Source organism: Fervidibacillus halotolerans, assembly GCF_026547205.1.
GTDB lineage: Bacteria > Bacillota > Bacilli > Bacillales > Caldibacillaceae > Fervidibacillus > Fervidibacillus halotolerans.
Genome location: NZ_CP106877.1, coordinates 2557703 through 2570039, shown reverse-complemented (window position 1 = coordinate 2570039; position 12337 = coordinate 2557703). Strand labels below are relative to the sequence as shown.

Sequence of the window (12337 nt, the reverse complement as noted above, 5' to 3'; positions counted from 1 at the left end):
AGGAAAAGAGTGGATTGAATGAATTTTAATTAGGAGTGGGGTCTATGCCAAAGAAAATATTAGTTGTCGATGATGAAAAGCCAATTGCGGATATATTGCAATTCAATTTAAAAAAAGAAGGTTATGAGGTGTATTGTGCCTACGACGGCGAAGAAGCGTTGCAAAAGGTGGACGAACTAAAACCAGATTTAATATTACTAGATATTATGTTGCCAGAGCGGGATGGGATGGAAGTTTGTCGTGAAGTACGAAAAAAATATGAAATGCCAATTATTATGTTAACCGCAAAAGACTCGGAAATCGATAAAGTTTTAGGACTTGAATTGGGAGCAGATGACTACGTTACAAAACCTTTTAGTACGCGGGAATTATTGGCACGGGTAAAGGCGAATATACGGAGACATAAACAAGTAACGACGGCGGCTGTCCAAAATGAAACGAATGAGATCACCATCGGCTCCCTCGTCATTCATCCAGATGCGTATATGGTGTCAAAACGTGGTCAAAAGATTGAACTTACACATCGGGAATTTGAACTGTTATATTATTTAGCGAAACATTTAGGTCAAGTTATGACCCGAGAACATCTTTTACAAACGGTTTGGGGCTATGACTACTTCGGCGATGTGCGGACGGTCGATGTAACCGTTCGTCGATTACGTGAAAAAATTGAAGATAATCCTAGTCATCCCGATTGGCTCGTCACCCGTCGAGGTGTAGGGTATTATTTAAAAAACCCTGAACAGGAGTAAAAAGAATGAAGATTCGACCGACCATTTCCTCCATTCGATTAAAATTTATATTATTTTTCGTATTATTGATTTTAATTGCTATGCAAATTATCGGTGTCTATTTTGTCCAAGAGTTGGAGAACCGGTTAACGGATAATTTCAAAAATTCAATCTTAGAACGGATGAACTTTCTCATTTATAATATAGAACAAGAATTTTTAAAGGATCGGAATGAGGAAGAAAACACACCGTTGGAAGAAGACATCCGAAACATATTAATGGAAAACACTTCTGAAGATATTTCTGAAATTCAAGTAATCGATACAAATTTACGCATTATCGCATCATCCGATGAAAACAATCAAGACATCGTCGGAAAAAGGACGACGGACAAATTAGTTACCGGCTCATTGAATACAGAAGAAAAAATTGACGACGTAGTCATTGACCCGAAAAACGGAAGAGTATGGCGACTGTATATTCCGATGAAAGCGAACGGGAAAATGGTTGCCGTTGTTTATGTCGAAGGGAAAATTGAGCAAGTTTACGATCAAATTCGGGTCATCAATGGGATATTGATTACAGGTACGGTCATTGCCCTCTTTTTAACGGCCATCATTGCTGTATTCGTCGCCCAAACGATCACGAGGCCTTTAACGGATATGAAAAAACAAGCTCAAGCGATGGCAAAGGGAAATTTTTCCCGAAAGGTTAAAGTGTATAGTCATGATGAAATCGGACAATTGGCTGAAACATTTAACCATCTAACAAAAAAATTACAAGATGAGCAGGCGAAAACGGAAAGCGAAAAACGGAAACTCTCCTCAATCTTAACCTTTATGACCGATGGGGTGATATCGACCGATCGAAAGGGCCGGGTCATTTTAATCAATGAGGCGGCAGAAAAGATGTTAAACGTAACCCATGAGCAAGTGATTTCACAACCCGTTGTCGAATTGTTAGGATTAGAAAAAAAATACACCTTTGAAGAATTATTAAAGGAACAAAATTCGATAATTCTTGATTACAGTTCTGAAGAGAACCCGTATATTTTACGGGCGAACTTTTCTGTTATTCAAAAGGAAACGGGTTTAATGAATGGGTTAATCGTTGTTTTACACGATATTACCGAACAGGAAAAAATCGAAATGGAAAGGCGGGAATTCGTCGCTAACGTTTCCCATGAATTAAGGACGCCATTGACGACGATGAGAAGTTATTTGGAGGCATTGTCTGAAGGTGCGTGGAAAGAGAAAGAACTGGCACCGAAGTTTATTCATGTAACGCAAAATGAAACGGAGCGGATGATTCGCCTCGTCAATGCCTTGTTGCAACTTTCCAAAATGGATAGCAAAGATTATCGGGTGAAAAAAGAATGGGTACATTTCGTCGGATTTTTGGATCGAATCATCGATCGATTTGAAATGACGAAGGAGAAAGGAATTACCTTCGTTCGCCGATTTCCGAAACATCCTATATATTTGGAAATCGACACTGATAAAATTACACAAGTAATGGATAACATTATTTCTAACGCTTTAAAATATTCACCGAATGGTGGGCAAGTAACCTTTAAAGTTGTTGTATACCATGAATATGTAGAAGTTCGAGTATCGGATCAAGGAGTCGGTATTCCAAAAGAAAACATTAATCGGATTTTTGACCGATTTTACCGGATTGATAAAGCTAGATCGAGGCAAATGGGTGGAACCGGTCTCGGTTTAGCAATTGCTAAAGAAATGGTCCAAGCCCACGGAGGAAAAATATGGGCGACGAGCATCGAAGGAAAAGGAACGACCATTCATTTCACTCTTCCTTATGACCGTACACAAGAGGATGATTTTTAATGAAATTAGAAACCGTGAAATCGATCATACTAACAATTCTCGTTTTATCGAGTATATATTTATTTTGGAATTTGGTCACATACCAACAAAACTACGATTCCATCGATCGAAGGGAATACGTGAAGGAAATAAATATCGACCAAAAGAAAAGTATGAAAGAATTGATCATCCCGAACAAATTAATTTTCCGAAAAAATGAAACGGAATATACGGGAACGGAAAAAAACGCCCAAATTGGACAGTTATATCGACAATTGGAAGGGTGGGATTACTACAACTTCCAAAAAAATAGTGAAGAATTTTTTAATCGATACGAACAGCCACCCTATGAGGATGTCATCATTTTTCAATTTTCCGATGATATCCCATTCGATTTAATTAATTCATTGTTCAATATTGATGCGAAAACTGTACCATTCGGTAATTTCCGATATATTTTCATTTTTCCAGAACAACTGAATGATGAGGAAGGGACTGTGTTTTTCCTCTCTTCAGACATGAAATCTGCGGTGAAGGCAGGGGTTCGATATAATCAATTGCAAGAATTCCTTACCCTCTATAATGAAATAGTTGGAGAAAGTGTTCCCTATTATGCATATAAAAAGGATGACGAGTCTTATTTATTTGTTTTAAATCGTGAAATTGAGGTAAATAATTCCAAATTTATTCCGAGGTTTTTTGATACAATCTTGTTTAAGGATGCCCTTTTCCCTGATCCCGATTTCGTTACGAAAACTGGAAATCGATATACGGACGGTTCGAGTTTGTTGGATATTTTTCCGGATACAAAAACCCTTTCTTTCGTTAATCTAACGGTTCAACTAAATAGGATGATATCGTCAGATGATTTAATGAAAAAAGCAGTGGATTATGTGAACGGACATAGCGGATGGACGGATCAGTATCTTTTCAATCGGTATGAACAGAAAGAAAATAAGATCATTTTTCAAATGTATTTGCAAGATTATCCAGTATTCAGTCATTCAGGAGCAAGTGAAATTTCCCTCATCATTGGCAATCAGGGGGTTTATTCCTATGAACGCCCATATTTTAAGTTTAATATTTCTTTTAATCCTACTTATCAAAGGTATCAATTACTTTCTGGTAAAAACGTATTGAAACGACTGGAAGAAAATGATTCGGTCGATCTCAATGGAATCGAAGATATTTTGATTGGATACCAATTAACATTCGACATGAAAGAACCGTTAATTATCCTTGAACCGTCTTGGTTTTATCGGACGGATGAAGAGTGGAAAAAGGTTGGTGGAAGCAGTTTGATTATGGGAGGGGTGAACGATGGATTGGAGTAGAGCAAAAACGATTTTTATTTTCACCTTTCTCATTTTAAATGTGTTTTTACTTTTCCGATTAATTCAATTAGAAACGGAAAACAAAAACGCTTTTATCCAGGAAACGTCGATGGAGGAACGGCTGTTGGCTGACGATATTGAAGTACCAGAATTACCGCAAGAACCGAAAAAGGAATATTATGTGGAGGCAACGGCAAAAACATTTCATCGTAATGATATGGAGGACCTTTCCGGTCAAGAAATTACCATCGTTAGTGAAAATGTCCTTGAAAGCAACTTATCAATTCCATTCCAATTGAATGATGATTGGAAACAAACGGATGTGGATTTATTTGTTTTCAATCATATTTACCAAGGAAATCAATATACATTTTGGGATTATGATCCTGAAAAAAGACAAATCATTTACTATCAAAATTTTAAAAACAAAACATTTTACAAAAACAAGAACGCTGCAATTATTCTTCAATTAGATCAAAATGGAAATATTGATTCCTATTCCCAAACAATGTTGGACAATATTAAAGAAATTAAAGAACAGGATATTTTTTCTGCGAAACAAGCACTGTTGATCTTGTATAATAAACAATATATTCAAAGTGGAAGTAAAATTACGGATGTGGCCCTCGGTTACTATACCCTCGTTCCTGCAATTTCCTCGCAATTATTAGTGCCGACGTGGCGATTTGAAATTAACGGGGAAAAGAATTTATTCGTCAATGCTGTCGAAGGCTCAATTTTCCAAGAGACAGGAGAGGCGAATGAGCGAATGCAAGAACGGGACCCAAATGCGATCCCTTAAAAAGGAATATGAAGGGATATGTGTAGAAAAAACACCATCAAAATTATAAAGTGGACATACATCTTTAGATCATACGAGAAAAAGTGGAGAGGATACAATGACGTTACAATTCAGTGTGTTAGCAAGTGGCAGTACAGGAAATTCTATTTATGTAGAAACCGATGACCAAGCACTTTTAGTCGATGCCGGTTTAAGTGGGAAACAAATGGATTTATTATTCAAACAGATCGGGCGGGATCCGAAAAAATTATCGGGTATTTTCGTTACCCATGAGCATTCAGACCATATTAAAGGGGTTGGCGTGTTTGCAAGAAAATATCAATTACCCATTTATGCAAATGAAAAAACATGGCGGGTAATGGAACCGCAACTTGGAGAAATACCGACGGATTTAAAATTTACTTTTCCTACTGATTCAGTTCGTACTTTTGGAAAATTGGATATTGAATCCTTTGCTGTCTCCCATGATGCGGCAGAACCGATGTTTTACATATTCCATTATGAAGGGAAAAAATTGGCGATCATTACCGATACCGGTTATGTGAATGACCGAATGATTGGCAAAATTAAAAACGCTGATTATTTTATTTTTGAAAGTAATCATGATGTGGAAATGTTACGTATGGGAAAATATCCATGGAGTGTTAAGCGAAGAATTTTAAGTGATGTGGGCCATATTTCCAACGAAGATGCAGCCCTTGCTATGAGCGAATGTATCGGTGATCAAACAAAAGGGATTTATTTAGCCCATTTAAGTAAAGATAACAACATGAAGGAATTGGCTCGAATGAGCGTTACCCAAATATTAAAAAAGAAAGGTTTTGCCGTTGGGGAAAGTTTTTCCTTGTATGATACAGATCCAAAAATACCTACTCCAATTAAGACGATTTAGTGTAAGAATCGCTGATGTTTGGCAATGATAAAAATAGCTCTTTGACACACAGTAGAAAGGACGGGCGTGTGGAATGGGTTATTATGATCAGGATTATATCAATGAATATCGACAAAAAAATAGGAAACGGGGATATTTTTTCTCAGGCTTTATCGGTGCACTCCTAGGGGGATTGATCGTTGCTGCAAGTTTCTTCTTTTTGATAAGGGGAGATATATTGCCATTTAATGAAGAGGAAGAATATGGACAGGAAATCGTTGATTCAACGGAAATAAATGAGCAAAACAGTACCGTTCGAAATGTATTAAATGTAACAACGGATATTACAAAAGCAGTGGATAGGGCCATTGATACAGTGGTCGGCATTACCAATTATACGACGAGTAATTTTTGGACCCAAAGTATGGAGGCAGGAACCGGCTCGGGTGTCATCTATAAAAAGAAGGGGAATACAGCATTTATAGTGACGAATCATCACGTGATTGAAAATGCGGATCAATTGGAAGTGACACTGCCAGATGGGACAAAATTAGAAGCAGAATTACTCGGTAGTGATATTTGGACGGACTTGGCTGTCATCAGAGTGGATGGCTCTGATATCGACCGAGTTGCCGAGTTTGGCGATTCGGATTCATTAAAATTAGGTGAACCGGTTATTGCAATCGGCAACCCGTTAGGTTTGGAGTTTTCAGGATCGATTACTCAAGGCATTATATCGGGGTTGGAACGGACGGTACCAATCGATTTTGATCAAGATGGAGTAGCAGATTGGAACGCGGAAGTTTTGCAAACAGATGCGGCAATCAACCCTGGAAACAGCGGGGGAGCCCTCGTAAATATTTCCGGTCAAGTTATCGGAATCAATTCAATGAAGATTGCAGAACAAGAAGTTGAAGGTATCGGTTTTTCCATTCCAATTAATATCGCTATACCGATCATCGAAGATTTAGAACAGTTCGGTCAAGTAAAACGTCCGTATATGGGTGTGAAATTACAAGATATTACCCAAATCTCTGGCTATCATTTACATGAAACGTTAAAACTTCCATCAGATGTTCGTTCTGGCCTATTAATTGCAGAGATTGTCCCCGGTAGTCCTGCAGATCGGGCTGGATTGAAACGACTGGATGTTATTGTGAAATTAGATGGTAAGGATGTTCATAATATTATCGATTTAAGAAAATATTTATACACAGAAACAGATATCGGAGATTCTCTTACTGTCGGCTATTACCGAGATGGTAAATATGAAAAAGTAACATTGGAACTTACTGAAGAACAGTTTTAACAAGTGAAAGGCGGATAGAACATTATCCGTCTTTTATCATGAAATTCGTAGGGAAGGAGCCTTGAAAATGGAAAAAGAAAATGAATTAGGAACGGAGAAAAAAGTAATTTATAGTTGTGAAGAACATGTAGAATATGCGATGGAAGAGATCATCAATGAAAAAGGAACACCCCCAATATTAAAACGATTGGAAAGTGGGAAATTGTCAACAAAGGCTTGTGCATACTGTGGAAAACTAAGTGTATATATTGTGTCGAACGAATATTCCCACACAAAATGTGGATAGATTTTGTGAATATGTGGATAAGTCCTGTGAATAAGTTGTCTGTAACTTGTTTATAACATGTGTATTCATGTGGAAAATGGATTCTTTCCTTTGTGAATACCATTCTATAGTGGATGGTTCAATACAAAACGAATGGATACATTAAAAAATTTCATATTATGAAATCGAAGGAGTAGACCCCACTACTCCTTTTCTTTTTGTCTGTTTTGTTATCATTCTTTTTCTCATATCTTTTTTTATCTGAAAAAATATTTATAAAATAAAGCTAAAATCCATTGTGCATCGTCTAATAAGTGAAAAAACCCGATTCTTCAAGTAAAAATCTATCAAATACGACTTTTTACATCATTTTTTTACTGAAAACTGAGATCAAGTAGATTCCTACGGCCATTAATCGGATACATATGCCCATGACTGAGGTGAGTTAACAAATTGGGAGGGTAACAAGTGAAGTTGGTCCAGTTAGTAAAAAAAGCACAAAAAGGGAATATGAAAGCATATTTAACGTTATTTCAAACGTTTGAAGAGGATCTTTATCGCATGGCATTTTTATATGTGAAGAATGAACAGGATGCACTCGATATTGTACAAGAGACGGCCTATCGTTCCTTTAAATCAATTAAAAATTTAAAAGAACCGGAACATGTGAAAACCTGGTTATTCAAAATCGTGATCAATTGCTCATTCGACTTGCTTCGAAAACGAAAAAAGGTCCTTCCATTGACACAACCAATTCAAATGGATTGGATTGGCCGAATAGAAGAAGATCTCGATTTGAAAATAGCTGTTCGTGAAATCATCGACCTTTTGAATGAGGATGAAAAAACTGTGATTTTTTTACGATTTTATGAAGATTTAACCTTTAAAGAGATTTCCGAAATCCTTGATATTCCGTTAGGTACAGCAAAGACCATTTTCTATCGTGCCTTAGAAAAACTTCGGAAAAAGGTAAAAGGAGTTGGTGTAGAATGAACGATCAAATGAAACGAATTATCCATTCAATTGACATTCCAAAAGAACTTCATCAAAGGACCATACTCGGTGTTTCAAAAGCGAAAAAAGAAATGGATAGTTCGAAACGAAGGATCGGTAAAAAAACGATTGCCGTAATTGCTTTACTTCTTATATCCATTGGAACATACACGATTTTATCTTTCTTTATGAATGATGACTTTCAAAATACCCATGTCTCAAAGCATGAGGGCATTCAAATTCCACCCATTCAATTACCGGAGAAAACGACGGTTACTGCTGATATGCTTGGTCTCATTATTTATCATGGAAAAATCTATACGGAAACAAGTACGGAAATCGAACCGGAAAAGGCTAAAGCGTTAATTGGAGAAAAACTTGGAATAACGAAGCCAACAATTGATGAATGGAGTATGGGTAAGGAAGAAGCGTACGAAGAGGAATTTGCCTCGAACATCGGAGAAGTAAATGTATATTCCGTTAAAGGTTATGATCAAAATTTTCGAATTATGGCTTACGGAGAAGGGAATGGCCATCCGTATGCCCAGTTTTTCGAAAACTTGTACGGGATTACAATAACAGGTGGAGGGGATCTATTTGGCCAATTACATTTGGCAGGGAACGTTACGAATGCATTTTATCGAACTTTTCACGATTGGGATTACAATATAGATCAATACTACCCTATTTCAAATTTGGAAATTGTAAATGATTTTATCGATGAGTTGAATGAAACGAAACCATTTCTTCGGAAAGAAAATTTAGATCCAATTGTCGATTTCCGAACGGATGAACAATTTCGTGAGTTAACGATCGAACTTGCGGATGGCTCAAAAGTAAAACTCATACTTTTCAAAGACGGGTATATTTATTATGGAAATATGCTTGTTTATTTTAAAATGAATGAAAAACCCTTTGCTAAAATGTGGAATCAATTGAATAAATGATTTTTTGTAACAAAGACGGCTATATGTAGACGTGGGGGCGTTCAAAAATACAGCCCCTTTTATGAAATGCGTTTAATTTCATTTCGATAGCTGCCCTTTCCGCAGGAACGGCCTAGCCCTTTCAACTCACAAGCTCGTCTGTCAGATCTTCGACACGTGCTATTCCTTAAAGGATCGCCACTACCTTCCCCATCAACTTTGGGGTGTATCGGACAGTCCTTATATTAATGATGTGCTGCCATTTCTCCATTTAATTTTGTTCATCTGAGTCGATTCGTTTCACTAAAAGCAGTTCATCCCGAATTGGAATCCCGTTATTTGCGATAAGCGGGATGTCCGGTTTTCTTTTTCTTGCCTTTTCCACTGCCCTTACATAAATTTTTTCCAATCGATATTCCCGCTTTTGATAAAATCCTAGAGCATGTAAATTATCATTTGTCGTAATTAACTTTATCCGTTGACATCGGTGTTTATTCGCTTCCTTTTCTACCATTTTTAATAGGGTGCTACCGATCCCTTTGTTTTCAATAATACTATCCAAAGAAATAATTTCACATTCATCCTTTTCAATGACATATGTAATGAGTCCAATCAACTTTCCTCGCTCATCGATTGCAGCAAAACCGTCTAATTCGTCACAATGGAACGTTCCGCTTGAAATTACCATCTCCGGACTTCCCCAATGCTCGATGAAAAAATTCGTTAGTTTCGTTTTTGAAAGATGTTTTGTTGAAATGAATTCCATTTAAATTTCGCTCCTCAATGTATCAGTAGTCTTATGAACGTTTCCTTTTTTATACGTTTGTCCTTTTCCTTAGTTTTGATTTTACGCTAAAAAAACGATCCGAAGAAGTTCAAAAATCGTAGTCGAAACATATGAAGGACAAAAGAGTAAACGGAAAATTTGATTACTTCCTAAAAGAAAGAAGTTTGGGATTTTGATCAAGTGGATAGTGAACTCGACGAACTCGTTTCTGGTGAGAAATTGGGCCGGGAAACGGAGGATGAAATCACCTTCTTTAAATCGGTCGGTATCGCTTATTTTGATTTGGCCATGGCTAGTGCCGTTTATTCAAAAGGAATGCTGCTAGGTAAAGGTTCAATGATCAGTTTATAAAGGTATCATCATTATACAATTGATTTTCCTTTGGCAGATGGGGGCACACCGCACCTTAGTCTGTCATTTTATTTTTGCTATACTAAAGAAAAAACGGAAGGAACGAACGTATGAAAATAACGATAATAACCGTCGGAAAGTTAAAGGAAAAATATTTAAAGCAAGCAGTCGATGAATATGCCAAAAGGTTATCGAGTTATGTAAAGATAGAAATTGTGGAAGTATCGGATGAAAAGGCTCCGGAAAATATGACAGAAGGAGAAAAGGAAATCGTAAAGAGAAAGGAAGGGGAAAGGATTTTAGCAAAACTCGCTCCCGATGCCTATGTGATCGCATTAGCCATCGAAGGGAAAATGAAATCATCGGAAACATTTGCCACTAATTTGGAACAACTGTTTATTCGTGGAAAAAGCCATATCGCCTTTATCATCGGAGGATCCCTCGGACTAAGCGACGAGGTGATGAAGCGGGCGAACGAATCCCTTTCCTTTTCTAAAATGACCTTTCCCCATCAACTCATGCGAGTGATTCTACTCGAACAACTATACCGGGCATTTCGCATCATGAGGAATGAGCCGTATCATAAGTAAATTAGGTTTTTTTATAAGATTTAGAGCATAAATAGCCCCTTTTTAATTATTCCAAATTACTTTTAGCAAGGTGATATCTAACCTAAAAAATACTCTTTTTACCATTGGTTTATCATAAGTTCCCTTTCTCATAACTCCCTAAAAAGAAGTAGGTGGAGAAAAACAATTCGTTTCTCTCCACTTGCTTTTATATGTTTTCGATTTTTATCTGAAAGTAGCTGGCGGATGCCGGCTACTTTCAGTATGTTGTGAGCTAATGCTACATAATCTTTTGATTGCTCATAAAAAACAGTCCTGTATGTAATGTTGTGTGGTAACTTCATTTTACTTAAAGGACGGTTTTTTGTGCGTTTTTTTAAAAAGTGAAAAAATGAGGGACTCAAAAAAATCAGTTACCCTGACTTTTTTGAACTACCCCCTGTAAGTTTAGATTAAAAAAGGTAATTAAAATTTCGAAAAGGGAATTGGACGCATCCAATTCCCTTAGGTGTGGTCCGAAGACATCCACCGCTATTCTGTATATATAATATACAACTATTTATAAAAAGATGCAAGAAATTTACGATTTAATGAACGTTTTTAAAGAATTTATTTTGTTCCTTGTATCTGTATGAAAAATTTGATGATAAACAGATATTGGGATTTGTGTTCTGAAATGATTAATAACTGTTTCAAACTTATTTACTATCTTATTCAATTCTGTTTTGGATATATAGAGTTTCTTTTGGATGAATATTAACAAAATTAAATAATCTACAATAGTGTTAAACGTAATATTTTGAATACCTGTATCACTTTTTAAAGCATTTATTAAAGACTTTTTTGGTTTACCAGTTTGAAAACGTGTGTCAAAAATTACATCATTATGGGCTATTGAGTTTCTTAAATCTTTGATAAGAAAAATTATATTTTCAGTCATCTTAGCATCTCCATCAAAGGCTTGGTTTAGATTTAACGATTTGGAGATATCCCGTTTAATCCTTATATCTAAACAGGAAACAAAATTTCCAAATTCCCCAAGACTTATGACCTCAAAAATCGCCCATATTGGTACATGCCTGTCCTGATGATAAAAATGTTGCACTACTGGTTTGTCAGAATTATAGTTACGTGCAAGTGTTTCGTAAAATTTATTTTTCAAACGTAATCTTTGATTCAGTGCTTTTTTGTAATCTTTAGAACCAACTTTATGTCTTTTATAATTGGTTAAAAGAGTATCAAAAATAGTATCGAAGCGATCCGTTTTTCCGTGTTTCAAAACAATTTCAAGAACGTAATTTTTTATAGCAGTTTCAATAAACATTATTTGAGGATAAAATAGTGCCTTCAATTCCATATCGCATTCATTGACTGATAAAATCTGATTAAAATCAGTATAATTAATTTTTTTACTTGGTTTTTTAATAAAGCGATAGCCTTTATATCCATGGTAATACCCAATATTTCGAAGTTTTCTTTTATGAGTGCTTCCTGAGATATGAATGCCATGTTTGTCTCTTAAATATTTCATAAGAGAATCTATACTCTTTACTTTTGACATTTATTTCCCCCT

The 12337-nt window shown here is 36.2% G+C and carries 13 protein-coding genes; 11 read left to right on the top strand and 2 right to left on the bottom strand.

Annotated features, from left to right (window positions below; genetic code table 11):
- Window positions 1-44 precede the first annotated feature (44 nt).
- The 9 genes from yycF to OE105_RS11990 all read left to right on the top strand — a co-directional run bounded on the left by yycF (window position 45) and on the right by OE105_RS11990 (window position 9078).
- Entirely contained in the window at window positions 45-752 is a 708-nt protein-coding gene (gene yycF, locus OE105_RS12030) for a response regulator YycF (protein WP_275420415.1), read from the top strand.
- Between the two features lie 5 nt (window positions 753-757).
- Entirely contained in the window at window positions 758-2578 is a 1821-nt protein-coding gene (gene walK, locus OE105_RS12025) for a cell wall metabolism sensor histidine kinase WalK (RefSeq protein ID WP_275420413.1), read from the top strand.
- Window positions 2578-3891, top strand: coding sequence for a YycH family regulatory protein (locus OE105_RS12020; RefSeq protein WP_275420412.1), 1314 nt, complete (start codon window positions 2578-2580; stop codon window positions 3889-3891). Before walK ends, OE105_RS12020 begins: the two co-directional genes overlap by 1 nt.
- Window positions 3878-4693, top strand: a complete 816-nt coding sequence (locus OE105_RS12015) for a two-component system regulatory protein YycI (protein WP_275420411.1) — start codon at window positions 3878-3880, stop codon at window positions 4691-4693. The genes OE105_RS12020 and OE105_RS12015 overlap by 14 nt, the downstream gene beginning before the upstream one ends.
- A gap of 97 nt (window positions 4694-4790) precedes the next feature.
- Window positions 4791-5585 carry an MBL fold metallo-hydrolase gene (locus OE105_RS12010; RefSeq protein WP_275420410.1) on the top strand — a complete coding sequence of 265 codons (795 nt, stop codon included), beginning with the start codon at window positions 4791-4793 and terminating at the stop codon, window positions 5583-5585.
- A 73-nt stretch (window positions 5586-5658) separates the two neighbouring features.
- Window positions 5659-6873, top strand: coding sequence for a S1C family serine protease (locus OE105_RS12005; protein WP_275420409.1), 1215 nt, complete (start codon window positions 5659-5661; stop codon window positions 6871-6873).
- A 67-nt stretch (window positions 6874-6940) separates the two neighbouring features.
- Complete coding sequence (locus OE105_RS12000) at window positions 6941-7159, top strand: CxxH/CxxC protein (protein WP_275420408.1); 219 nt, start codon at window positions 6941-6943, stop codon at window positions 7157-7159.
- A 453-nt stretch (window positions 7160-7612) separates the two neighbouring features.
- On the top strand, window positions 7613-8131 hold the full coding sequence (locus OE105_RS11995; protein ID WP_275422185.1) for a sigma-70 family RNA polymerase sigma factor: 519 nt from the start codon (window positions 7613-7615) through the stop codon (window positions 8129-8131).
- On the top strand, window positions 8128-9078 hold the full coding sequence (locus OE105_RS11990; RefSeq protein WP_275420407.1) for a hypothetical protein: 951 nt from the start codon (window positions 8128-8130) through the stop codon (window positions 9076-9078). The genes OE105_RS11995 and OE105_RS11990 overlap by 4 nt, the downstream gene beginning before the upstream one ends.
- Window positions 9079-9328: 250 nt before the next feature.
- Here OE105_RS11990 and OE105_RS11985 read toward each other — a convergent pair whose 3' ends face one another.
- Entirely contained in the window at window positions 9329-9823 is a 495-nt protein-coding gene (locus OE105_RS11985; RefSeq protein ID WP_275420406.1) for a GNAT family N-acetyltransferase, read from the bottom strand.
- Between the two features lie 201 nt (window positions 9824-10024).
- On the opposite strand from OE105_RS11985, the gene OE105_RS11980 reads away from it, so the two are divergent.
- Both OE105_RS11980 and rlmH read left to right on the top strand, forming a co-directional pair.
- The gene (locus OE105_RS11980) at window positions 10025-10195 is read left to right on the top strand and encodes a hypothetical protein (RefSeq protein ID WP_275420405.1); all 171 of its coding nucleotides are present in this window, start codon (window positions 10025-10027) and stop codon (window positions 10193-10195) included.
- Window positions 10196-10305: 110 nt separating this feature from the next.
- A complete protein-coding gene (rlmH, locus tag OE105_RS11975; RefSeq protein ID WP_275420404.1) occupies window positions 10306-10785 on the top strand; it encodes a 23S rRNA (pseudouridine(1915)-N(3))-methyltransferase RlmH in 480 nt (159 codons plus the stop codon).
- Between the two features lie 559 nt (window positions 10786-11344).
- On the opposite strand, the gene OE105_RS11970 is transcribed toward rlmH, so the two are convergent.
- Complete coding sequence (locus OE105_RS11970) at window positions 11345-12325, bottom strand: Abi family protein (RefSeq protein ID WP_275420403.1); 981 nt, start codon at window positions 12323-12325, stop codon at window positions 11345-11347.
- Window positions 12326-12337 lie beyond the last annotated feature (12 nt).

Coding starts and splice junctions, on each gene's coding strand:
- yycF (WP_275420415.1), top strand. CDS start 45: ATGCCAAAGAAAATATTAGTTGTCGATGATGAAAAGCCAATTGCGGAT.
- walK (WP_275420413.1), top strand. CDS start 758: ATGAAGATTCGACCGACCATTTCCTCCATTCGATTAAAATTTATATTA.
- OE105_RS12020 (WP_275420412.1), top strand. CDS start 2,578: ATGAAATTAGAAACCGTGAAATCGATCATACTAACAATTCTCGTTTTA.
- OE105_RS12015 (WP_275420411.1), top strand. CDS start 3,878: ATGGATTGGAGTAGAGCAAAAACGATTTTTATTTTCACCTTTCTCATT.
- OE105_RS12010 (WP_275420410.1), top strand. CDS start 4,791: ATGACGTTACAATTCAGTGTGTTAGCAAGTGGCAGTACAGGAAATTCT.
- OE105_RS12005 (WP_275420409.1), top strand. CDS start 5,659: ATGGGTTATTATGATCAGGATTATATCAATGAATATCGACAAAAAAAT.
- OE105_RS12000 (WP_275420408.1), top strand. CDS start 6,941: ATGGAAAAAGAAAATGAATTAGGAACGGAGAAAAAAGTAATTTATAGT.
- OE105_RS11990 (WP_275420407.1), top strand. CDS start 8,128: ATGAACGATCAAATGAAACGAATTATCCATTCAATTGACATTCCAAAA.
- OE105_RS11985 (WP_275420406.1), bottom strand. CDS start 9,823: ATGGAATTCATTTCAACAAAACATCTTTCAAAAACGAAACTAACGAAT.
- rlmH (WP_275420404.1), top strand. CDS start 10,306: ATGAAAATAACGATAATAACCGTCGGAAAGTTAAAGGAAAAATATTTA.
- OE105_RS11970 (WP_275420403.1), bottom strand. CDS start 12,325: ATGTCAAAAGTAAAGAGTATAGATTCTCTTATGAAATATTTAAGAGAC.